Annotated in this window: 21 protein-coding genes; 4 read left to right on the top strand and 17 right to left on the bottom strand. The window is 37.3% G+C overall.

What is annotated here, in order from left to right; genetic code table 11:
* From yfmF to AAA923_RS08865, 5 genes are all read right to left on the bottom strand, one after another.
* Window positions 1-1,275 (bottom strand): EF-P 5-aminopentanol modification-associated protein YfmF, encoded by a 1,275-nt coding sequence (gene yfmF / locus AAA923_RS08845; RefSeq protein ID WP_338216433.1) that lies wholly within the window; start codon window positions 1,273-1,275, stop codon window positions 1-3.
* Window positions 1,272-3,680, bottom strand: coding sequence for a DNA translocase FtsK (locus tag AAA923_RS08850; RefSeq protein WP_338216435.1), 2,409 nt, complete (start codon window positions 3,678-3,680; stop codon window positions 1,272-1,274). The genes yfmF and AAA923_RS08850 overlap by 4 nt, the downstream gene beginning before the upstream one ends.
* Window positions 3,681-4,074: 394 nt before the next feature.
* A complete protein-coding gene (locus AAA923_RS08855) occupies window positions 4,075-4,536 on the bottom strand; it encodes a DUF1149 family protein (RefSeq protein WP_338216436.1) in 462 nt (153 codons plus the stop codon).
* A gap of 12 nt (window positions 4,537-4,548) precedes the next feature.
* Window positions 4,549-5,058 carry a tRNA (uridine(34)/cytosine(34)/5-carboxymethylaminomethyluridine(34)-2'-O)-methyltransferase TrmL gene (gene trmL / locus AAA923_RS08860; protein WP_338216438.1) on the bottom strand — a complete coding sequence of 170 codons (510 nt, stop codon included), beginning with the start codon at window positions 5,056-5,058 and terminating at the stop codon, window positions 4,549-4,551.
* A 722-nt stretch (window positions 5,059-5,780) separates the two neighbouring features.
* Window positions 5,781-6,989 carry an AI-2E family transporter gene (locus tag AAA923_RS08865; protein WP_338216440.1) on the bottom strand — a complete coding sequence of 403 codons (1,209 nt, stop codon included), beginning with the start codon at window positions 6,987-6,989 and terminating at the stop codon, window positions 5,781-5,783.
* 75 nt (window positions 6,990-7,064) lie between these two features.
* Here AAA923_RS08865 and AAA923_RS08870 point away from each other — a divergent pair, with 75 nt between their 5' ends.
* The 3 genes from AAA923_RS08870 to AAA923_RS08880 all read left to right on the top strand — a co-directional run bounded on the left by AAA923_RS08870 (window position 7,065) and on the right by AAA923_RS08880 (window position 10,296).
* The gene (locus AAA923_RS08870; protein WP_338216442.1) at window positions 7,065-8,081 is read left to right on the top strand and encodes a lactonase family protein; all 1,017 of its coding nucleotides are present in this window, start codon (window positions 7,065-7,067) and stop codon (window positions 8,079-8,081) included.
* A 31-nt stretch (window positions 8,082-8,112) separates the two neighbouring features.
* Window positions 8,113-8,952, top strand: coding sequence for an undecaprenyl-diphosphate phosphatase (locus AAA923_RS08875; RefSeq protein WP_338216444.1), 840 nt, complete (start codon window positions 8,113-8,115; stop codon window positions 8,950-8,952).
* A gap of 699 nt (window positions 8,953-9,651) precedes the next feature.
* Window positions 9,652-10,296, top strand: coding sequence for a copper homeostasis protein CutC (locus AAA923_RS08880; protein ID WP_338216567.1), 645 nt, complete (start codon window positions 9,652-9,654; stop codon window positions 10,294-10,296).
* Window positions 10,297-10,548: 252 nt separating this feature from the next.
* On the opposite strand, the gene mgtE is transcribed toward AAA923_RS08880, so the two are convergent.
* Genes mgtE through AAA923_RS08905 form a run of 5 tightly spaced genes read right to left on the bottom strand, consistent with a single transcriptional unit; the run spans window position 10,549 to window position 14,632 of the window.
* Window positions 10,549-11,919 carry a magnesium transporter gene (mgtE, locus tag AAA923_RS08885; RefSeq protein ID WP_338216446.1) on the bottom strand — a complete coding sequence of 457 codons (1,371 nt, stop codon included), beginning with the start codon at window positions 11,917-11,919 and terminating at the stop codon, window positions 10,549-10,551.
* Window positions 11,912-12,832: an RluA family pseudouridine synthase gene (locus tag AAA923_RS08890; protein ID WP_338216448.1), complete on the bottom strand. Its 921-nt coding sequence runs from the start codon at window positions 12,830-12,832 to the stop codon at window positions 11,912-11,914. The genes mgtE and AAA923_RS08890 overlap by 8 nt, the downstream gene beginning before the upstream one ends.
* Window positions 12,819-13,631 (bottom strand): NAD kinase, encoded by an 813-nt coding sequence (locus AAA923_RS08895; protein WP_041500562.1) that lies wholly within the window; start codon window positions 13,629-13,631, stop codon window positions 12,819-12,821. Before AAA923_RS08895 ends, AAA923_RS08890 begins: the two co-directional genes overlap by 14 nt.
* On the bottom strand, window positions 13,631-14,284 hold the full coding sequence (gene yjbM, locus AAA923_RS08900) for a GTP diphosphokinase (RefSeq protein ID WP_041500561.1): 654 nt from the start codon (window positions 14,282-14,284) through the stop codon (window positions 13,631-13,633). The genes AAA923_RS08895 and yjbM overlap by 1 nt, the downstream gene beginning before the upstream one ends.
* 57 nt (window positions 14,285-14,341) lie before the next feature.
* Window positions 14,342-14,632, bottom strand: a complete 291-nt coding sequence (locus AAA923_RS08905; protein WP_338216449.1) for a hypothetical protein — start codon at window positions 14,630-14,632, stop codon at window positions 14,342-14,344.
* Between the two features lie 749 nt (window positions 14,633-15,381).
* Between AAA923_RS08905 and AAA923_RS08910 the strand changes: the two genes are divergently transcribed.
* Window positions 15,382-16,029, top strand: a complete 648-nt coding sequence (locus AAA923_RS08910) for a DsbA family protein (protein WP_338216451.1) — start codon at window positions 15,382-15,384, stop codon at window positions 16,027-16,029.
* 29 nt (window positions 16,030-16,058) lie between these two features.
* Here the strand turns inward: AAA923_RS08910 and AAA923_RS08915 are convergent, their stop codons facing one another.
* The 7 genes from AAA923_RS08915 to AAA923_RS08945 all read right to left on the bottom strand — a co-directional run bounded on the left by AAA923_RS08915 (window position 16,059) and on the right by AAA923_RS08945 (window position 24,619).
* Complete coding sequence (locus tag AAA923_RS08915) at window positions 16,059-16,937, bottom strand: competence protein CoiA (protein ID WP_338216452.1); 879 nt, start codon at window positions 16,935-16,937, stop codon at window positions 16,059-16,061.
* A gap of 338 nt (window positions 16,938-17,275) precedes the next feature.
* Window positions 17,276-17,569 carry a hypothetical protein gene (locus tag AAA923_RS08920; protein ID WP_338216454.1) on the bottom strand — a complete coding sequence of 98 codons (294 nt, stop codon included), beginning with the start codon at window positions 17,567-17,569 and terminating at the stop codon, window positions 17,276-17,278.
* 53 nt (window positions 17,570-17,622) lie between these two features.
* Window positions 17,623-17,868 carry a hypothetical protein gene (locus AAA923_RS08925; RefSeq protein WP_338216456.1) on the bottom strand — a complete coding sequence of 82 codons (246 nt, stop codon included), beginning with the start codon at window positions 17,866-17,868 and terminating at the stop codon, window positions 17,623-17,625.
* A 140-nt stretch (window positions 17,869-18,008) separates the two neighbouring features.
* On the bottom strand, window positions 18,009-18,281 hold the full coding sequence (locus AAA923_RS08930; protein WP_338216458.1) for a type II toxin-antitoxin system Phd/YefM family antitoxin: 273 nt from the start codon (window positions 18,279-18,281) through the stop codon (window positions 18,009-18,011).
* 72 nt (window positions 18,282-18,353) lie between these two features.
* Complete coding sequence (locus AAA923_RS08935; RefSeq protein ID WP_041500548.1) at window positions 18,354-19,025, bottom strand: adaptor protein MecA; 672 nt, start codon at window positions 19,023-19,025, stop codon at window positions 18,354-18,356.
* Window positions 19,026-19,420: 395 nt separating this feature from the next.
* Window positions 19,421-21,751, bottom strand: a complete 2,331-nt coding sequence (locus AAA923_RS08940) for a BspA family leucine-rich repeat surface protein (protein ID WP_338216460.1) — start codon at window positions 21,749-21,751, stop codon at window positions 19,421-19,423.
* Between the two features lie 231 nt (window positions 21,752-21,982).
* Window positions 21,983-24,619 (bottom strand): BspA family leucine-rich repeat surface protein, encoded by a 2,637-nt coding sequence (locus tag AAA923_RS08945; RefSeq protein WP_338216461.1) that lies wholly within the window; start codon window positions 24,617-24,619, stop codon window positions 21,983-21,985.
* Between the last annotated feature and the right edge of the window lie 64 nt (window positions 24,620-24,683).

Consider the following 24,683-nt stretch of genomic DNA (forward strand, 5'->3'; position numbering starts at 1 on the left):
CTAATCTCCAATCAATTGATACTGAGCAATTGCGTGCATATGATCTGCCACACTTGCTATGTGTTTTTTGTCCAAATTATCCAATTCTGCTTGGAACTGGGCATCGGTCAATAAAGTCTTAGGATAGACAGTCTCCCAAATACTGTGCATGATGTAGTGCTGAATCGTATCGCTAGAAATCTTACGTTGCGTCAACATAACCTTTTGCGCATGTTCAACTTGTGCATCGGTGAATTTACCTTGTTTGATAAAGTTAATTTGTTGGTTAATCAAGTCCAAAGCTTTATCAACTGAATCAGCATCAAGTCCAGCTTGAATCATGACTAAATGGCTGAGTGGTTGGTAAACACTGGAAACAGAATATGCCAAACTATTCTTCTCACGAACTTGCAAGAACAATTGTGATTGGTCGTCGCCACCAAGAATTAAATTCATAATCTGGGGTGCCATACGATTAAAGTCTTTTGAAACACCTTCAGTAGCATAAGCTAAAGCAATTCGACTCTGATTAAGATGCTTGTGGTCAATTTGACTTGCAGGTTTAGCAATCAAATCATTAAATCTATCAAACTTAACTGTTAAGTCGTTACGGTCATTTTGGAGCTTACTTTCAAAAATACTGTCATTCAATTCAGCCAAGAACTCTTCTTCATCAACATTTCCAACAACATTGATCACTACAGCATCGTTTTTAATAACATCTTGATATGTCTTCAATAACTCTTGATTAGTGAGTTCCTTTAATTCGTCAATGGTACCAAAAATTGGCACTTGGCGGTCAGGGTTGTCACGATAAATCAACTTAGCAATTCCCAATGAACTGACCAAATCTTGGTTATCTTCAATCGACATCAAGTTTGATAATAGATTACGCTTCTCAGTTTCAAAAGCTGTCTCATCAAACTTATCACCGTTCAAATTTGGTTTAAAGATGATTTCACCTAATAAATCCAAATTATCTTTGAGCTGTGTTTTACCATCAATCAAGAAATTAGGGTCAGCGAACTCAACACTGAAAGCCAAATCATTAAAGTTCAATAGATTGCGCGTATAAACGTTAATCTCTGAACCATAGAGTTCCATTTCACGGTCATTTATCGACCGAAAACTGGGATAATCTTTCGTTGAGTTAGACATAACGTTAGCCAACAAACGGCGAGCGGTTGTCTCTTCTTTTTTTAATGGACGTAGAAAGTCGATTTGAATCTTAATTGTCCGAAACTTCTTAATTGGATTGATATTTAAGAAAATATTCTTTGCTAGTGTTTTTCTCAATTTTTCACCTGATTTTTTCTAATTGCTTCAAGTTGTTCGGGTGTAATCAATACTTTTCTTGGTTTACTACCCTCTGAAGGTCCTACGATACCCCGATTTTCCATCTCGTCAACCATACGTGCAGCACGGTTATACCCGATAGCAAATCGTCTTTGGAGCATGGAAACACTGGCTGACTGCTGTTTAACAATCAAATCCACTGCATCTTCCCAATATTCATCATCAGGCTTATCGCCATCTGATCCACCTTCATCAACATCGGTTGGAATCATATCTTCGTCGTATTCAGCAGTTTGTTGCTCACTGACAAATTTAACGACATTCTCAACTTCTGATTCAGAAATATAAGCACCCTGAAGTCGAACTGGCTTACTCTTACCAATCGGTTGGAACAACATATCACCACGTCCCAGCAATTTTTCAGCTCCGACGGAATCCAAAATTGTTCGTGAATCAACCCCACTGGAAACCGCAAACGCAATACGTGATGGAATATTGGCTTTGATCAAACCAGTAATAACATCAACAGAAGGACGTTGCGTTGCAATAATGATATGCAAACCAGCAGCACGAGCCATTTGAGCCAAACGAACGATGGCCGCTTCAACTTCATGTCCCGCTACCATCATCAAGTCAGATAACTCATCGACTATAACGACGATATATGGCAAACGTTCCATTTTATCCTCGTCTGCCGCGGTTTCATTAAATTTATCAACATCATCGTTGTACTCACCAATGTTACGGTGACTCGTTTCAGCAAACAGTTTATAACGCCGTTCCATTTCCTTAACAGCTTTTTGCAAAGCCCCGGCAGCTCTTCTGGCATCTGTAACAACCGGAATCAATAGTTGTGGAATACCGTTATAAACATTCAATTCAACCATCTTCGGATCGATCAAAATCAGTTTAACTTGATTTGGTTTAGCTTTCATCAAGATCCCAGTAATGATGGTATTGATAGCAACAGATTTACCACTACCAGTTGAACCAGCGATAAGTAAATGGGGCATCTTCGTTATATCTGCTTCAATAATGTTACCAGAAACATCCTTACCCAACGGCACAATCAACGGATGAGTCTTATCTTTTTGTTTCTCAGTAATTTCTCTAAAGGAAACAGTTGAGACGGTCTTATTAGGCACTTCAATACCAACGAAAGGCTTACCAGGAATTGGCGCCTCAATACGAATATCTTTTGCTGCCAAAGCTAAAGCCAAGTCATCTGCCAAGTTAACGATTTTACTTACCTTAACCCCGACAGCTGGTTGAACTTCATACTTAGTAATTGTTGGTCCCAAACTGGCTTTCTTAACTTCAACGTCAACCCCAAAACTCTTGAAAGTCTGACGCAATGTGTCCTTGTTATCTTCAATCAAATGAACTTCAGACGTCTGATCAACTTGTGGAACTTGCTTCAATAAATCAGTCGTTGGCAATTTGTAATCATCGTCATTCGTTGCTGTTTCAGTATGTTTAGTGCTGACAGGATCAGGTAAATCTTTATCTTTAGCCCCGTCAATTCCATAAGGTTTCGACATTACTTCAGCAGTTTTGGCCTCATCGGAATCAGGCATTACAGGCTCACTTGGAGTTGGAACACCTTCAATTTTGAAATCTTCATCGTGATTCACAGCGTGACTCTTAAAACTACTCAAGCCATCTGCAATCTTATCGCCATCACGGGTAACCTCAGGTTCTTGCTCCTCATAAGCAGGCTTAGGAACAACATTCTTGGGCTTTATTTTAGCTGACTTACGTTGATCAACATAGTTGTTATAGTGACCGGAAAGTACATCTTTAATCTTAATAGCTAAATGTTTACATTTAACCAAAACGTCCGTTGTAGCAATTGAAACTTGTTTCATCGTAACGTTAAACATCATCAGGATACCGATAAAAATCAATAACGCCGTGACAAAATATGTTCCCACACTCGAAAACATCGGCATGAAAAAGCTGTAAAGATACGAGCCAATCATTCCCCCACCGACTGAACCATCGACTGAAACTTGAGTCATATCAGCCGCTAACGTGTTCCATGTGACAAGATTATAGTTGTGATATAACGACATATTCGAGAAAAAGATGCCGTGTAAAATAATTAATGAGCCTAGATATATGAACAGCAGGCCAAAATTTCTCTTCGGCGTCATAACGGGTATTCGTCCCGTAGCGATTATAACGGCACCCACAAAGATGCTGACAATCAACAGAACTGGATAACTGTCACCGACAAAAATTCGATACAGATTATCGAACGTTTTACCCACAATGCCGAATTTAAATAATCCTAAAATCGACAGAATAATCCACAACAAACTGACTAAAGAACGAATTAGCCGTGAATTATTGACTGTTTTTTTCTTCTTTCTAGGCGTTGCACTTGCCTTTTTTCTAACCATAAGTACCTCACATGAATTTAAAAAGTAATCATCTAAAATTATACCTTTTTTGAGCCTTAAAAAAAACAGCCCTACTGGACTGTTTATTAGTTGTTTAAGGATGCCGCCTCCGGTTGTCAGAGATTTTCGCCTGCTGTGAGGACCGGTCCGAGCCGAAGTGCGGTCTCGAACCTCGCTTTTGAACTTCGCAAGGACCGCGAATTCAAAAAGTCGTCCTGTAGTGTCATGGCTATCGCCATAACGCTACTTCCACTGCTGGTGAAATCTCTGACAACCTCCGGCTAGTGTATTCGTAATACTTTAGTATTGGGCCTTTTAATGCATATTTATTGCCGAATATAATATTCCTTCAATAACCTTAAACACAAAACCCTAAGGCCCAAAAATCTAGAAATTACTTATCTTCTTTTTTATCTTCGTTTTCTTTTTCTCTTAATTCTTCAATCGCACCATTTGGTTTGATTTCAGCATTGTTTGTAAAGTTCAATGACACACCGTGATTCAATGTAACGCTGGTTACTTGATATGTTAGTGTTTCGATATACTCAACGACTGAACGTGACAATTGTTGAACTTGTTTGCCATCTAAATCTTGAATTTCGCCATGGAAACCGATTGGTTGAACTACTTGTCCGATTAATCCAGAAACTTTGAATGGTGCATCTTCCATATGAATTTCAAAAGGAACTACTACTTGAAGAATCTTTCCTTCGTCTTCATTCAATGGTTCGCCATTTTCATCCTTTAGTTCAGGATGTTCGATATTGATATTTAAATCAGTTTTGGCATCAGCTGTGGGAGCCTCGACGTCATAATGGAATGATTGAACGCTAACTGCACCTTTAGTAATTTTCATTTTATTCTACCCCTAGTCTAATTTATCGTGTTCATAATGATGACTTAATTCTAGTCCAGCAAAATGTTGTTGACGAACAGCTTCATAAATAACTAAAGCTGCACTGTTAGATAGATTCAAAGCACGGATATTATCACTCATTGGAATTCGCAAACATTTTTCCGGATTACGACGCATGAAATCTTCCGGCAAACCAGTTGTTTCCTTACCGAATAAGAAATAGTGATCAACAGAAGTATCGCTTAAATCTTGGTCACTGTAAACCTTGTCAGAAAACTTAGTGATCAAATAAAGATACTTATCATCAGGAACAGACTTCAAGAAATCGTCCAAATTGTCGTGATACGTAATGTCAACCTTATCCCAATAATCAAGTCCAGCACGTTTCATGTGGGCATCATCTGTATTAAAGCCAAGTGGACGGATCAAGTGCAATTTAGTATTAGTACCTGCACAAGTTCTAGCAATATTACCAGTATTAGCTGGCATCAAAGGTTCATACAATGCAATATGATTAGTCATTTTTCTCTTTCTCCTGCCGCCGTAGGTGGATAGAGAATCTCACCTGCTGTGAGGACCGGTCCGAGCCAAAATACGGTCTCGAACCTCGCTTTTGAGCCGAAAACCACGTCTCAAAAGTCGTCCGTGGTGTAACGGCTAAAGCCGTAACGCCACCTTCACTACAGTTGAATTCTCTACCCACCTACGGCTAATTCTTTTTTTATTAGTTTGTTCTTTTTAGAACAAGATTAATTAACTTAATATAATTGATTCTTCTGGTTCTTAACAAAATTACGCAATAAATCCCATTTGTCCCACGAAAGCAGTCCTTACTGTGATTGTCCACAGGGAACGCTCTGAGTTTATTAATAAAACCAGTCGGAGGTAGCCAGTGAAGAGCTTGATCCAGCAGTGCAGGTGGCGTTAGGGGGCGTAGCACCCTTACCCCACCGACGTATTTTGAGATTCGCGGTCCATGCGAAGCTCAAAATCGAGGCGCGAGACCTTGGCTCGCACCGGTCGCACAGCAGGCTCAAGCACTTCACTGGCTACCGGAGACGGCAAGGAACATTAAGCAAACAAAAAAGCGCATACCCTCGGTGACAACCACAGCAAGGACATGCGCTAGTTTAGCCTCTTGTTTACTTGCTTTTGTCAAAATCGCTTCTGAGAAAAACAAATAACACACAAAACTCACTAGCTAGTATATACGATATAGTCGGTCTATACAATGAAATTTTGAATTATTTATGAAGTTTCTCAGAAGTTTTCGTGTCCTCGGAACCATTATTTTCCTTTGTTTCTAACAATTCTTCCTCACTGTACCAGGTGGAATTACGCTTGAACCAATTGAAAATTCTGATAAAGATAATCTTCAAAATAGCGAAGATTGGAATACCGGCAATCATACCAATTAATCCGTACATTCCGGCTGAAACTAGCAATACTAAGATAGTTGTCACTGGGTGCATCTGCATCTTGTTACCAACGATGATTGGTGAAATAACACGTGTTTCAACGGTCTGCTCGACTGCGAAGACAATGATAACTTTCAAAACCATTGATGGCGCAATAAAAGCTGCAATTACTAGTGATGGCACTAACGCCAACGTTGAACCGATGTATGGAATCAGGTTCAATACTCCGGCAACGATACCAAGAATCAAGGCATAACGCTGACCAATGATGAGATAACCGACGAAGAACATCACGGCAACCCAGAACGCTACGGTCAACTGTCCGGTAATATAAGAACTCAATGATTGTGAAATTTCTGAAAGCATATCGCCAACTGAACCCTTGACACGATCAGGGATAAATTTAATGACAGATTCTTTAAATTTCTTATCATCTTTCAACATAAAAAATAGGATGAATGGCGCAGTCATCAAGATTACGACCACATTTGTCAAAACGCTGACAGCCGAACTGAGGTTGTTCATTGTCTGTGGCAAAATTTGATCCATCGACTTTTCAAAACTCTTCGTTACGCTAGTATTTGTTTGAATCAGGCGCTCCTTTACCATATGAAGCTTGGGATCAGAGAACATATTTTGCAAACTCTTGTTTAGTGAATTCCAATACTGTGGCCAATTCTTAACCAATGAATCGACCTGACTCTGAACAAATGGAATCAAGGACATAACGCCCCAGATTAATAAGGCCAAGATAATAATAAAGACAAATGTGATTGAAATAATTCGATTAACATGGAATTTACTTTCAAGCACATTGATCAAAGGATTTATCAGATAGTACAATACCAGTGCCAAAATTACTGGCGGCATCGTTATACCTAAGATTTGATTAACTGGTTGAAAGACAAAACTTATTTTCGAAAATAAAAAGATAATCAAAAATACCAAAAAAATGTTAATCAGAACCACCGTTAGCTGGTTATTTAGAAACCATTTGTAAAACCAACTCTTTTTTCTCTCTGGCGTTTCTTTCATAAACTGCACCCCAAATTTTTATAGTAAGATTATACTGTATATTATAATACTATACATTATTTGGAGGAATCGATAATGATTGAAAAAGTTCTTTTAAGTGGCTACACCAAGAATGGTGGAAAAGGTGTTTATTCTGCTGATTTTAATTCTGACAATGGTGAATTAACCACACCTAAGGCCCTAGTTGAGTTGAATGGACCTACTTATATCGATGTAACTAACGATATGAAATTAATCGCACTTGCTAAAAAAGATGACCGTGGCGGTATCGTTGTCTATGATATTTCTGGCGACGAACCAAAACTTTTGGATGAAGATTATTCAGAATCAACTTCACCTTCATACGTCAAATTTGACCCTAGTCGCAATTTGATTTTCAGTGCTTACTTCCACTTGAGCAAGGTTAAGATTGACCATTTAACTGCTGACGGCAAAATCGAACACTACTCAGAAGTTAAATTTGAAGGTCATGGTCCTCGTGTTGAACAAGATCAATCGAAACCTCACTTCAGTGCTTTAACACCTGATGGAAAATTAATTATTTGTGATTACGGTGCTGACAGAATTTATATTTACGACATCGACAATCCTAAAGAACCAAAATTGATGAACAATTACATTGCTCCTTCTGGCTATGCCCCTAGACATTTAGTATTCCACCCTACAAAGCCTTTTGTTTACGTTGCTTGTGAACTATCATCAAAGGTACTTGTAATGCAATATGACGCTGAAACTGCCCGTCTAACGCTTGTTGATGAAGCTGAAGCTGCTAAGGATGAACAAAAGAATACTACCGCTGCTATTAGAATTAGCAAAGATGGCAAGTTCTTATACGCTTCAACACGTGGTGCCGACACAATTACTACATTTAGCGTTGATCCAAACGGCGACCGCATCAAGAAGCTCAGCACAACCGCTACTGGCAACGGTCCTAGAGATTTCGACCTCGACCCTTCAGAAAAATATGTCATTGCAGCTAACCAAGATTCAAACGATTTGAGTATTTTAAAACGCAATCCTAACAAAGGAATTTTGACTAATTTGGACAATAACGTTGCTATTCCTGAGTGTACTTGTGTAAACTTTATCTAGCTTTAAATTTAATCAGGAGAATTAATCAATCATGTTCATTGAAATTATTAAAACCATCATTTTAGGTATCATCGAAGGTTTTACAGAATTTCTACCTATCAGTTCAACTGGACACTTGTACTTAGCCGATGAATTCATCAAATTGAATGAGTCAAAGGCTTTCATCAACATGTTCATGGTAGTTATTCAATTTGGTGCCATTTTAGCGGTTATCCTCATTTACTTTCACAAATTAAACCCATTCTCACCTAAGAAAAATCACCGTGAGAAGAGTCAAACTTGGAGTATTTGGTTCAAAGTTTTAGTCGCTATCTTACCTTCAGTAATTATCGGATTGCCATTGAATGACTGGATGGATGCCCATTTGACAAGCTGGCAAGTTATTTCTGCCACACTATTGATTTACGGTATCTTATTCATCGTCGTTGAAAACTGGCTCAAGGGTAAACGACCACAAACAGCCGATCTCGAAAGTCTTTCATACAAGACAGCCTTCCAAATCGGACTCTTCCAAGTCCTTTCGTTAGTTCCTGGTACATCACGTTCCGGAGCTACTATCTTGGGTGGTATGACAGTCGGTACATCAAGATTCGTTGCCACTGAGTTCTCATTCTTCTTAGCTATTCCAACTATGTTTGGTGCTAGTTTATTGAAGATTGGTAAGTACTTCATGAAAGGCAATGTCTTCACTGCTGATCAAACAATCATCTTGCTAGTTGGTACTTTAGTATCATTTATCGTTGCTTACGCTTCAATTAAGTTCTTGCTTGATTATATTAAACGTAACGACTTTAAGGCATTTGGTTGGTACAGAATTGTTTTAGCCATCATTGTTATTGCCTACTTCGGTATCAAAGCTATGGTTGCTTAACATTTAATTAAGGACGTCCATCTGGGCGTTCTTTTTTTGTTGTCTATATCTGCCGCCTCCGGTTGACAGTGATTGATTTCCACTGTGGGACCGGTTCGAGCCATAGTGCGGTCTCGAGCCTCGATTTTGAGCCGAAAACCGTGTCTCAAAATCGTCCTGTGATGTAAGGGCTTCAGCCCTTACATCACTATCACTGCTGGCATCAATCACTGTCAACCGGAGGCTATTGTATTTAAAAGCCCGGAGGCTCCTTAATGTTTTAAGACCATAGTTGTACCTTGTAGTTTAGTTTTTGTTTATTTGAATTTGATAATTTAATTCAAAATATCGGTTAACTGACTATTTAAACCAAGATGCAAACCAAGAAACCTTAAAACATAATATTCTCCCTAAAATGGATTGTGTTATAACCAATACAAAACAATTTTTTAAAACCCTAGCCGGAGGTCGTCAGGAATATAGTCATGCCATGGAGGTGGCGTTACGGCTTTAGCCGTTACACCACAGGGCGACTTTGGATACTTGCCGAACTGTGGCAAGGATTCAAATCGAGAGACGAGACCTTGGCTCGGCTCGGTCCTCATAGCATGAACTATATTTCTGACGACCGGAGGCGGCATATATCAAACATATAACATCAGACTTTTACAAGAATATTTGTTAGAATATAACCACAACAATGAAGAGGGGTTGACTATTATCTTTAAAGAAGTAGCTGTAGAAAACTTTACTAAGATTCCCACCGCCGTTTTGAAAGGTGCTAATCGAATCGAATTAAATGATAATTTGGCTGTTGGAGGAACTACTCCTAGCCACGGTGTCTTGCAAGAAGCCACTAAATACCTTCAAGAAAAATCGGTTCCGCTGGTCGAAATGATCCGTCCTCGTGGTGGAAATTTCGTCTATAACGACCTAGAAATTAAAATGATGGAAGCTGACTTGTTTGAAGCTCAGAAATTGGGTGTCGATGCAGTTGCCTTTGGTGCTTTGACTGCTGATGGCGATATTGATGAAGAAGCTATGGAACAATTGATTGCTGCTTCTGCTGGTATGCAAATCGTTTTCCATATGGCTTTTGACGCTTTGGCTGAGGATAACAAGAAAAATGCTATCGACTGGTTGGTTGACCACGATGTTGACCGTATTTTGACTCACGGTGGTCCTTTGACTACTCCAATTGATATGACTTTGGACAATATTAAAAAGTATATTGATTACGCTGATGGCAGAATACTTATTTTGCCTGGTGGTGGTGTTAACTTTGAGAATGTTGATGCTATTGCGGATAAACTTGGAGTTAAGGAATTGCATGGTACTAAAATTATTGATGGGGTTAATAATTAATTCTTAGGTAAATTAAATAGGTTCGAATTCATCTTTGGGATTGTTTTCCCGTTTTGAATTCGAACCTGTTTTTTTGTATTTATATATTCAGTTGTGTTTTAGAGATCTGCTGGGCATGCAGTGGCTCTTAAACGAGTTCCGCAAGGGCAACTACTTCCGCTTTGCATACTTTTAGCAATCACACGCAAGTTCGGCGTGTAATTGCTAAAAGTACGCAAATGCTCGGGAGCTGACCGCCCTTGCTCCACTCTCTCACGCCACAAAATACTGCATAAACATTCCTGCAATACTGAAATAAATCAACACTGATGTTAAATCACTCAATGTTGAAATAAATGGTCCACTGGCTACGGCTGGATCGAATCCGAAACTGGACATCAACATTGGAATTAAACTTCCGGCTAAATTGGCTACGGTAATGGCTGCACACATTGCTAAACCGATCACCATTCCTAGTACGAAGTTGTGTTTCCAGATTCCGACTAACATGAACACGGAAATTCCGGTTACTACTCCGGTCACAAAACCGGTTACTAATTCTTTACCAATCAACTTCAAAAATTCACTGCGATTGATTTCTTCAACTGCTAATCGTCTGACTGCAACGGCCAAACTTTGGGTACCTGCATTACCAGCTGTACCGGTGATTGTTGAAATGAAGACGGCTAAAATACTGGCTTCTGCCAACAATCCTTCGAAATGATTGATCAATGTTGCGGTAATCATACTCAGTAATAACAACGTAATCAACCATGGCAAACGTTTTGAAGCTGCCTTGAAGGGTCCGTCATTATTGGTTTCGTCCATACTAACACCGGCCAAACCAGAGTAATCTTGTTGGGCTTCATCATCGATAACTTCAATAACATCATCAACGGTGACGATACCAACTAATTTATTGGAATGATCAACAACAGGAACGGCCAAAAATTCGTAATCTCTAAAGACTTGCGCAACTTCTGCCTGTTCTGCATCAACGTTGACTGTAATAATGTCACTATTCATTTTTTCGCCCAATGTATCGTTATCATCGAGCAGAATCAAATCACGCAATGACATAACACCGACTAAATCATCGTGATTATCCAAAATATATAAGTAATAAATCGTTTCAGCTGTTTGAGCATAGCCTTTCAAAGCTTTAATGGCATCTGCAGCTCTTTCTTCTTCATGAAACTTAACATAATCAGTGGTCATAATACCACCGGCTGTTTCGGTATCGTAATGCAACAATCCACGAAGGTTGTTGGCATCACTAGTTGGCATTTGTTCAAGGAATCGATCAACATCGACTTTGTCCAAATGTTCCAAAACATCGGCCGCATTATCATCGTACATATCGTTCAACATCTTGGAAGCATATCCGAGATCCATTTCTTTCAAAAGTTCTGGAATCTCCGGATTGTCGTCCTCAATCGTATCGAACATATCACCCATTTCATCTGGTTCTAGAATTGAGTATAACGTTACACGTTCGGTCTTATTTAACGTGAGGTAAAAAGTACTCTGGTCGTAAAAATGCATATCCAAATAAGTTTTTCGGAAACGTTTTTTATCGCCATTATCAAGATAACCCTTTAATTGCGTGAATTTATCTTGGAGTCTTTTTTCATTTTCATCCATTCTTCTCACCCCTTAACACATTCTTTAACATTACCATATCTGCTGGCAACGGTGCTTGAAGTTTTAATAACTGTTTGGTCACAGGATGAACAATGTTCAAACGGTAGCAGTGCAGCGCTTGGCGGTCCATTCGTGAATCAACTTTGCCACTGTACATATCGTCGCCAATTATCGGATGACCAATCGCAGTTAAGTGAACTCTAATTTGATGCGTACGTCCCGTTAAAAGTTTCAACTTTAATAAACTGCCAGTCGAGAACTTTTCCACTGTTTCATACACAGTTTGAGACGCCTTACCCTTTTCGTGGTCAATATTACGCATATAAAAAGCGTCCGGATCAATCCCAATTGGCAAATCGATCAGACCACTTTCTGGTTCTACTTGACCATAAACCATCGCTAGATAGAATTTTTGAAAATCTTCCGTATGCAAGATTCGATCTAGCAACGAATGAGCATACGAAGTCTTGGCAAACACCATCAAACCCGAAGTATTGCGGTCCAACCGTGTTACCAAGTGAATTGTTGAATTCTCTTTTTTATTCAGTAAATAACCTTTGACCAAGTTGGCCATTGTCTTGCCAGACTTTGCTTTGGCAGGTAAACTAGCAATCCCAGGCGGCTTGTTCACAACTAATAAATAACTATCCTCATAAATAACATCAACTGGACCATACATTGGCGCAATCAAATCAGACGGTTCTTCCTCATTCATAATAATCAGGATTACATCGCCTGTTTTCATCTTGAAGTCGAAATGACGTTGTTTATGATTAACAAAGATCAGTCCACCTTTGTTTTTTAAATTGTGCAATTGACTAGAGGAAAATTTGTGTTGGACTAAAAACTTACGGACAATTTTCTTGTCGTCATCACTAATTGTAAACTTTAAAATACGATTATTTTTGTTCATCTTGTCCCAAGAAAGCTGTCTCTACTCTAGTCCAGAAGTGACGGTGGCGATACTGGGCAAATTGAGCACGTTGATAATTCAATTTGATCGTAATCTTCTTTACATTCTTCAACTTGGTCGTAATACCATCGCAGCTGATGACGTAATCGTCCGCAGTCTGTGGATAAAGGTCGACTTGTTGATTGTGCGGAATAATGATTGGTGACGAAATTGTCCGATAAACTCGGTTGTTGATCGAAGCAATTTCAATCATTTGAAAGACACTGATCTTTGGATGGATCAGTGCCCCACCAATTGACTTTGAATAAGCAGTTGAGCCAGTTGGTGTTGAGAAACACAAACCATCTCCACGAAAACTTTCAAAAAATTCCTTATCCAAGTCAACTCGAGCCTTCATTGTTAAGGAAGACAAACGTCTAACCACCGTTTCATTGATGGCAATCCCATGGAACAATGAGCCTTCTTTATTCTCGACCATAACATCCAAAAGTGGATAACTTGTGGAAGGAATATTGTCTTTACACTCGATAATCCGGTTGGCCAAATCGTCAATTTCAGTATCGGTCCAGTCAGAATAAAATCCTAAGTGACCTGTGTGCAAAGCCAAGAATTTAACACGGTCCAAATGGGCTGCATAAGCGTGAAAAGTGCTCAAAAGCGTACCATCACCACCGACACTGATAACTAATTGGGGATCACGACGGTCCAAAATTAGGCCAGCATCAAGCAATTTACTGCGCAATTTGTTAGCCGCAGCAACTGATTTTTCTTTACTATTATTATTAATCCATAATTTCATTATTTATCGTGCTCCGATGTATTATTTAGGTCACGCTTTCGATCTGTGAAGTATTGTTGAGCATCCTGAATTTCCTCACGAATCTTGGACATTTCCTCATCCAACATGAAGGAAGCTTCAGCAGCTCGTTTCAATCGTTCGTTAATTTCATCTGGAAAATCACCCTTATATTTGTAGTTCAAAGAGTGTTCAATTGTGGACCAAAAATTCATTGCCAAAGTTCTAATTTGAATTTCAGCTAAAATATTTTTCTGACCACTGGCAGTTTGAATCGGATATTCAATCACCACGTGATACGAACGATAACCGCTCGGCTTACTGTTGGCAATATAGTCACGTTCCTCAATCACACGCATATCTTCTCTAATATGTAGCAATTTGGCAACGTCGTAAATATCTTCCACGAACTGACATTGAATTCTAATTCCGGCGATATCTTGCATATCTTGTTCCAGCAAGTCCTCATTAATAAAACGACGACGCATCTTCTCTTTGATGCTATCGACTGTCTTAACACGTCCGGTCACAAATTCGATGGGAGAATGTTCGTTCTTCTCCAGAAATTCCTTACGTAAATTTCTAAATTTGATTTTTAATTCGTCTACTGCCTGTGAATATGGTATCAAAAATTCATTCCATTTGATTTCTGACATAATGACCTCGCTTTACTTACTTCTTTAAATATATCTTATATTCGATTTAGATTCACTTTATTCTTGCAAAGTTTTTATATATGCCGCCTCCGGTAGCCAGAAAATGGGGCAGTCCGCTGTGAGGACCGGTTCGAGCCAAGGTCTCTCACCTCGTTTTTGAGCCGAAAACCGCGTCTCAAAAATCGTCCGTGGTGTAATTGCTAAAGCAATAACGCCACCTTCACGGCGTACTCCCCATTTCTGGCTACCTCCGGCTGGGTTATTTCTGGATGATGATTCATTTGGAAATAACAAATATTGCATACTTAAAATTAAAATGATTAACCCAAATTCAGATTTTACTTTCATTATTCTAACTAGTGGTTCTCATTGATAATCTACTACAAACATTCAAAAAAACCACATAGTCTATGATAAGTAGATTCATTTGATTAATAGTGATTAATTAGTCGGAAGAGCTGGGAAATATTTGTGTGCCGTGGTAGTGGTATAAGCACGGAAGAAATCTTCCGTACTTATACCACCGGACGTGTTTGGAGACTTGACGAACTGTGTCAAGGCTCCAAACCGAGGTTCGAGACCGCACTTTGGCTCGGGCCGTTCCGCACAGCTAGTGAATATTTCCCAGCTCTGTAGACGGAATATTTAAATAACATCATACAAAATTAGTCACACCAATATTTTAGTAAGATCTAACCACATATTTGATTAAACAAAATGATTCAACTTTGCAAAATTGACTCATCATTTCAAAACAAATTATTAGTAAAATCTCTCGATATCCTTTACTATGCATATATCAACACAACAACTTAGCAATTAAAAAAGACACTAGCCGAAGGTTATTAGTAATATAGTCAGCAGTGCAGGTGGTGTTAGAAAGGCGATTTTCCTTTCTTACTCCACCGACGTATTTTGAGATTTACAGTTTATGCAAAGCTCAAAATTGAGGCGTGGGACCTTGGCCCACACCGGTCGCACAGCAAACTATATTACTGATAACCTTCGGCGGAAGCAACGTCATGAGTTTATAATTTTACCTTTTCAAAAATTGTTGGTAGAATGACTATGCAATAGAGAGATGGAGGGAAAACGTAATGTGGGAAATATTCTTATATATTAATCCCTTATGTTCGTATTGTTTAACAGTGGAACAAGCTATTATCGACTTCACTAGAAAGCACGACATTGATACACAATATCATTTCGTAACGAACTATAATATGGCTACAATTAATGATTATATGCAATTAAAAGGTTTCAAAATTACCGATATTGAGGAACGTACTACTGCTTCCCAAGAAGTGCTTGAAGCCGCTAAGTTATATAAGGCAGCCTCATGCCAAGGAAATAAGAAAGCACGTAACTTTTTAATGAATCTTCAAGAACAAGTTAATGTTCTAAACAATCCCTTTGATGATACCACTATCAAACGTGCAATTAACAATAGTGGGCTCGACTATAAGTCAATTATGACTGATAAAGAAAGTCAATGTGTTGTTCAGGGTCTTAAACGTGACCAACAACTATCAATGGAAATGCAGATTCAAAAAGCTCCCACAGCCATTGTCTTCGATCTCGACCACGAAGAAAAGCCCGGTGTCATGATTAATGATTTCGGCGATTCGTGTGATCCAGAAAGTATCACCAACAACCTTAATGCGATGTTGGAACGCGAACTTCCTCAAACGGAAAAATATGTCGATTCTAGTACCGTTATCAGTTTGGATAAATTCAGACGTTAATCAAACAGACGAACATATTGAAAAAGCCTTCACAGCTGTGGAGGCTTTTTGATTTGTACACAATCTAATAATGGTTGTTGTAAAAGTTTTGGTTTCTTGCCACAAGCCATTTGCCAAATTGGAAGTTGGTAAATTGGCGGTTGTGGCGTAAAAATATGTTTATTTAAATAGCTTTCTACTGTCTGATTCCGTTGTTGATAAAAATTCATTTTGACCCACTGCGCTTGTGGATCATTTTTTTTACGCAACTTTTTAAGCAAATAAGCGCTCATTACTTGTGATTTAATGGGATATTCTTCCGGTTGATACGAAAATAAATCAGGTAATCCACCCTTTTCAAAAATATCTCTCTGAAAGAAGATTTTATTGAACGGACCTAAGAATTTAATGTGATGAAAGAGTGTGAAACGTTGATTTAAAGAATCGAGCATCAAAATATAGTAACCGAGATTCTCACTGTAATCAATAAACTTCAAGTGCTCTCGACGAATTTGCACATCCAAATAGGCTTCACCTAGAATCCAAATACTGCGCAAGCCAACCTTTCGATAACCATCCACGCGGTCGGACAAAATATTTTCATCGAGTTTTGCACACTGATATTCCACAACTAATTTTTGGTTGATTAAAACATCTGGGCGTTGTTTGATTTCTGGCAGATAATACTCGCTCTCAATTAATTCAAAGTTGTATTTCTGCAACTCATCCATTATCAACTGCTTACCTTTTCGATGAATCAAGCGTTCGTTGATATTATTGGTTGTTTTATTCGTATGGCGAAAATATTTTCTGGTGTCAGTTAGAATTAGTTGAACCAATTGGTCGCAGTGACAACAGTAGTAATTCCTATTCTCGATTGCTTCTTTGGCATAAATTAGTGTTCCTTCTTCATCCAATGCTGCATACATTTTTATCACCTCTGATAGAAATTACGCAAAAATTATATTTTTTGTTCACTGCCGCCTCCGGTAGCCAGAAAAATGGGGCAGTCCGCTGTGAGGACCGGTTCGAGCCAAGGTCTCTCGCCTCGATTTGAAGCCTTGCCATGGTTCGGCAAGTCTCCAAATTCGTCCGTGGTGTAATTGCTAAAGCAATAACGCCACCTTCACTGCGTACTCCCCATTTTCTGGCTACCTCCGGCTAATATATTTGATGTTTCTATCAGAGGTGTTGAAATATGTGGCATATCTGAACTAGAAGAAAAACCATTTTTGTCAAATCTTTGAAATTTTATTAAAACTCTTTATCACAACCCTAGACCAAAGAACAAATCGTTCCCTAAATCTTTCATCGATGCCAATTCATGCCATCTTTTATATTCAATGTCATTCAATTTGACCCCTTCTGATGTTCGCAACATTCCAGCTTTGACAATATAATACTCAAAACCACCAACGAAAGCTTTGCCTTCACACTTCTCTAACTCTGAAATTGTCTCATCTACATACTGAGCAGTCTGAGTTCCACCGTGATATTTATTCAAAGCCTCACTCAAACTTCTCATAGCTGTCAAAACTCTTTCTTGATCTGCTTGCTTCATATTATCTTCACCTTCAAACTATTTCTACAATCCTGCTCCCCATAGATTATTGCCTAGGTTATTAAATGACCGAACTTCATGCCACAACTTCTTTTCAACTTCATTAAACTCAATAATTTAACTACTGGCACTCGATTTAAAAAATATTGCAACGAACCAGTAAAAGCCACGCCTTCACTTTTCTGTAGCTCTACTAAATTTTCACTGACAAATTGAGCTGTCTGCGAATTGCCATGAACCCGATTCAATTCTTGACTAAATTTCTGCATTGCTTCAATAACTTGAGTTTTTTCTACCAAATTATCCTCACCACCTAAAATAATTGTAGCAAAAGCTGTATGCGGTTTCACGTGCTTGACGAGATGCCATTTAGCGACTTTAGGCATTAAATATACTGAACAAAAATAAGCTCACACGAATATTAATTTATTCATGTGAGCTATTTATTTGTACCAGAATCCCATTCTTCTTTAGATATAAGTTTAATATCTTTGACTTGCTGAGCAGATTCATCCAATGCCTTTCGATTAGCTTCAGTGCCCAGCAAATATAAAGTTTCCCTCCAAGAATCAAATTCATTCTCAGACATCATTACAACATTTCGATTATGCGGCTTGGTAATGATTACATAATCATCATAATCGACAACGTCATCCGTCCATTGCTTAAAATTTTTACCAATTTCTGAAATGTCCACTGCACGAGTTGCCATAAGTATCACCATTCCAACTATTTATTTCAAATCAAAAACAAAAAAGACCAACCCTCTAACAGGTTGATCTGCTTAATTTCCAAAATAATATCTAGTCAATTCCAAAGCCGTCTTCGTCATAACTTTCTTACCATACTCTGATAAGACAGCGGCTGTAACTTTAGTCTTGAAACTATACTCGCTTAGCAATGCCAAAACATCGCTGTAAGTCATTTCATGCATTTCATCTGTGAACAGAATCAATTGCAAATAATACTTATCTTTGTATTCCCAAAGGTTTGAGATACCACTTTCCAAGTGTAACAAATTAGCCAATTGGACATAATCTTCAAAGTCTTTAAATTCAACAATAACCGTCTTAGTTGGTGTATCGGGATCATTCAAATATGGAGCTGTATCGCTGTCATATTCTTCTGTACCAATCTTCTCATCGTCCAGACTATTATCGTCATTATCGGTTGAATCTTGTAGCCCATTTAATGGCAATGAACCTGTGCCGTCGGAATCATCACTCTTGCTAATCAACAGCTCCAAGCCAGCCTTGTTAGGCATAATTTGGAAAGTAACGGGTTCATTATTCGTAAAAGCGTGATCCTTATCAACTTCATCCAAAATACTGTAGAAGAACGTTTCTATTTGTTTTTTATTGCCAAGCAAATCCAAAACAGTTACTCCACGTTCTTGTAAATCCTCTGTACTAAGAATGACTCTGATCGTGTTCTCATTAAGTCGATCCATTTCCATCATAGTCACCTCAATTCTGTATCTACATTTTAACAGTCTCAAAAACTATTTCAACTATCTCATATCGATATTAAAAGTCATTCGAACAATATACTAAATGTCGGAAAGTTAGTCAAAGAAAACGCCTTTTTTAGAGACTATTTGTGAGAGTCCACTTGAGGGTTGTTGAGTAATGCCCGTTTACAGCGTATCGATCATTATTCATGTTCAAAAGAATTCCATGGTCAGCATCCCAAGATAAGACATTTTTCACCATTTTCGATGTTGCCTGAGTACATTTCAGTATCGGTAGCGGACAAAATCTTCTGGAAATTAGAACTTAATCGTAATTTTTTTACAAAATCTACAAAAAAAAGACACCTCAATTAAGAGATGCCTAATTTTAAATCATTCGTCTATAAACTATTTGTCAAAGTCCATTTGAGAGTTGTTGAATAGTGGCCGTTGGCCGCATATCGATCATTATTCATATTCAAAAGGATTCCGTGGTCATTATCCCACGATATTGTATTGGAGCCATTAACAATGTCACCAGAGTAAATCTTAGTATCGGTAGATGACAAAATACTTTCATTATTATATTTATCTTTGAAAACTAAAACATCATTTAAAGTTTTAGTTTTATCCGTCTCATCAGTCAAAGGAGCATCCATGGAAACAGACAAATCAGACGGTACGGCATCAGTTGGATAATTATTATTTGTAACATCTATCGCAAAATCACTCTTACGTCGTACAAGACCAGATGCATTCGAAGTAGTCCCAAAATCAATGTCAGGAACAGTCATCTTCATATCACCTTTTGTTTGTTGTTGCCAGACATAAGTTGTTACAGGATTCCCAACGGTTGAAAACTTATCCATGATATCCTGTGCAGAAGCTAAATCACCCAAAGGTTCATGATCAGTTCCGCCACTGGCTGTATCAACAACCTGCCATTTGTCACTGATTGCTGAATAAGATTCATCGGTGGAATCATCTTTAATGACGGTACCTGGCACGGGTGCAAGTAAATGAACGTCCGTTGCTTGAACCGGACCTGTCAAATTAGTCAAGACAGATTTTGGCCCCAGAGTTAATTTCCAAAGACTTTTATCACCACCAAACATATATTGGACATCTGTTGCATTGGTGGTATCAAAGCCTGAAATATCAAGTGCCTCCAAATTAGGCATACTATTGAACATAGCGTAAAAGCTTTTCACATTTGAAGTATTCCAATTAGACGTAAATACTAATGATTTTGAAGAATTGCCCCAGAACATTCCACTCATATTAGTTACTTTAGATAGCTTCCAGTTAGATATATTTAATTCATCAAAATCAGTAACATTCGAATTATAAAAAAGATAGCTCAAATCTTCCACAGAACTTGTATCAAAATCACCAATTATTTGTTGAAGTTTTTTAGTGCTTACAAACATATGATTCATATTTGTTACTTTAGAAGTATTAAAATTACTCAAATCTAAAACCTCAAATCCTATGGAAGCAAACATATAACTCATATTAGTAACATTATTAGTATTAAATTTATCTAGACCATACAAAGTATTTTCCTTTAAATTAGAATCACTCTCAAACATATGAGACATATCTTCGACTGATGATGTATCCCATTCTCTTAAGTCTAGATTTAACAATCCAATACACCCTGAAAATGTTCCAGCCATAGTAATAACATTAGACGTATTCCATTTTTCAGTATCTGCAAGTGACGTCAAGTTTCTATCATTTAAAAATGTATAGCTAAAATTAGAAAGCCTACCTGAATTAAAGTTATTTAATCCTACTATTTCAGTCAATTTTATACAACCTGCAAATGTTCTACCAATCCCATCTAGTTCGTTTAATTTCCAATTTGAAAAATCTAAACTTGTAACCACATTATTACCGTAAAACATCGATTCCATAGTTTTTAATTTTGAAACATCCCAGTTTTTTATTGGCGAGAAATCGACTATTTTTGTATTTTCAAACATGAAGGACATATTAGTAACAGATGATGTATCCCAGTTTTCTAAACCATTAATATTTATTTCTTTCGCATTATTGAATAATGAACTCATAATAGTAACTTCAGATGTATTCCAATTTTCTATTCCATCAGTTTCTTCTAGTATGTAATCACCCGAAAACAACGCTGCCATATTAGTAACAGATGATGTATTCCAGTCTTCAAGACCGGTAATGGAAGTTAAATTATCGTCATTTGCGAACATACTACTCATATTTGAAGCATATTGAACATCTAAATTTTCAACATCAATACTCGTTGCATTAGGCAATTGGCTAAATACATAAGATGAATTATTATTGGCAATTATATTTTTACCCACATAAACGCTTGTTACCTGATTCCGATAACTATACCAAGGCGCATCTATTACATTGTTTGTGTTATTAACCTCTCCAAAAATTGAAGCAGAATTACCTTGTGAAGAAAAAGATAACTTTCCGCTAGAATCAATGACCCAATCACAAAATCCAAAGGTTCCACTGGCAATATCAGTCGGATCAGCGGCAGTAACAGCGACCAAAGGTATAATCGTACTAGTAGAATTATTATCATCAGTCGCAATTTTATTTTGGCTAATCACATCTTGAACATCATTTGTATCTGCATGAACTACTTGCGATGATAACAAAGGAAATAACATGCTACAAAGAAAGATAATCAATCTCAACATATATTTCTGTTTATGCATCCACTTTGTATTCGTCATGAAATTATCCTCCTTTGATAACTTTTTAACTAAATGCATTTTATCAATATATTCATATTGTAATAATTCATTTTCTATAAAAAGCGTTTTCTTAACTTGAATCCTTATGTATCAAGGGTTAGATAATACTCAAAGCAGAAAAATATGTGTATTATCTCGTGAAATTCGGTATGAATTAGTTAAAAAATGAACACAAAAAAGCCATTATACGTGATGTATAGTGGCTTAATTTTACAAACTATTTGTTAATGTCCATTTTAGTGTAGTTGAATAATGTCCATTAGATGCGTACCGATCATTATTCATATTCAAAAGTATTCCATGGTCATTATCCCAAGATATTGTATTGGAACCATTAGCGATGTCACCTGAGTAAATCTTAGTATCTTCAGATGATAAAATACTTTCATTATTAGATTTATCTTTAAAAACTAAAACATCATTGAGAGTCTTAGTATTATCTGTTTCATCAGTTAAAGGAGCATCCATGGAAACTGATAAATCAGACGGCACAGCATCAGTTGGATAATTATTATTTGTAACATCTATTGCAAAATTACTCTTACGTCTGACAAGACCAGATGCATTAGAAGTAGTACCGAAATCAATATCAGGAACCGTCATCTTCATATCACCTTTTGTTTGTTGTTGCCAAACATAAGTTGTTACGGGATTACCAACAGTAGAGAATTTATCCACAATATCCTGTGCAGAAAATAAATCACCTAATGGTTCATGATCAGTCCCACCACCATTGGTATCAACAGCCTGCCACTTATCACTGATTGCAGAATAAGTTTTATCAGTTGTATCGTCATTGATAATAGTTCCTGGTACTGGTGTTATTAGACCAACCCCTAATGGGGTTGCTGATCCTTTTAAATTAATCAAAACTGATTTGGGTCCCAAAGTCAATTTCCAAAGATTCTCGTCACTACCAAATAAAGAGTGAAGATCAGTTGCATTCGTTGTATCAAAGCCTGATATATCAAGTGTTTCCAAATTTGTCATTAAATCGAACATTGTATCAAATCTTGTAACATTTTGTGTATTCCATTTGGATAGATCCAGATTTTTAATCGAGGTGTCATTCACAAACATTCCTCTCATATCCGTTCCGCTAGAAACATTCCAATCTCGCACTGGTACATCAACCAAATCTAAAGAACGATTAAAAGTACTATTAAAATTTTTAACCTTTGAAACATCCCAATTAGAAATAGGTAAACTTTTTGCATTCTTCATAGCAGAAAACGTTTCATAAAGATTTTGCACACTGGAGGTATCCCAGTTTTTAATATAATCATAATTAGTTCCAGAGCTAGCATAAAATGCAGCTGACAAATCAGTGACTCTTGAAGTATCCCAATCAGCAATATTACTATCATCACCATTAAATGAAGATCCGCTAAAGATATAACTCATATTAGTTACCGAACTTGTATCAAAATTTTCATTTATTGTTTGCAACTTGGTTGTATCTCGAAACAACCCAGCAAAAGAAGTTACATTAGAAGTATCATATTTTGATAAATCAATAGTTTGAAAACTTGTACCATTAAACATATTACTAATATTAGTATTTTTAGCAGTTACCAATGTCTGATACCCTTTTAGGGTATCCTCATTCAATAGCTTAGACCCTTTAAACATTGAGGCTGTAGAACTCAAACTATCTGTTTTCCACTTTGATAAATCTAAGGATTTTAAATTAGTACAGTCGGAAAACATTTCACCCATATTCTCAACATTTGAAACATTCCAATTATTAACAACTGAAAGATCATCGACTTTTACACCAGAGAACATTGCCGCTGTGGTCGTAACCTTGGAAAGATCCCAATTTGAAATATCCTTAACCTGACTGATGTCACCACTGCTTCCCGAAAACATTCCACTCATATCCGTAACGTTTTGCATATTCCATTTGCTCAAATCCAAAGAAGTGAATTTAGTATTAGCAAATATTCCTGACAAGCTTGTAGCCTTAGAAATATCCCAATCTTTTATATCGTCAGCATTCGTTTTTGTAAAATCAACTCCGTCAAAGACACTCGAAAAATTTGTGACCTTCCCAACATCCATCTTATCTAAACCAATTATTTTCCCAGAAACTCCACTAAATAAACTATTCATAGCTAGAACTCTAGATGTATTAAAGCTCGATACATCTAACGACTCAAGAGATTTGCAACTAAGAAACATATAATTCATGCCGGTAACAGATGAGGTGTCAAATTTTGAAACATCAAGATTTGTCAGTGCATAATCATTTGAGAACATATCATTCATACTTTCACATTTTGAGGTGTCCCAAGTATCCAAGCCAATAATATTCGTTAAATTAGAGTCTCTATAAAACATGTCTCCAAGCGTCATTGACTCACTTACATCCAAATTTGTTACATCGATGGTCGTCACATTTGTTAGTTTGGCAAAAACCCCATTATCCTTATCAGTTGTCAATATGCTTCCATAAGTTATAACCCCTGGCTCTACATATACGCTGGTAATTAAACTAGCATATGGGGCCCAATTCCCTATTCCGTAAGCCAAACGTCCAGCATGAACTGTTAATTTTCCATTGGTATCAATATCCCAATTAGCTGTTCCGTCTACTCCACTATGAGTAATTGATTCACTGGAAATTGATAAGGGCATAATCGTATTAAACTTAGATGTCTCTTTTTGATTATCTGTCGCTATGAAATTTTCTTCTGCTACTGCTTGTACATTATTAGCTGTATCTGCATTAACCAAATCATAATTAAAAAAAATAAAAAAAGTACCTAATAGAAAGCTAATTATTAAGCTCTCTAGGCATTTAATTCGATAATTTGGACTATTCATACTCTTAATTTTTCTCATAATAATCCATACTCCCAAAGTTCAACCTTATAGAATAAAATTCAAGTATATCAATTGTTAATTT

This window comes from Companilactobacillus muriivasis, from assembly GCF_036246245.1.
Classification (GTDB): Bacteria; Bacillota; Bacilli; order Lactobacillales; family Lactobacillaceae; genus Companilactobacillus; species Companilactobacillus muriivasis.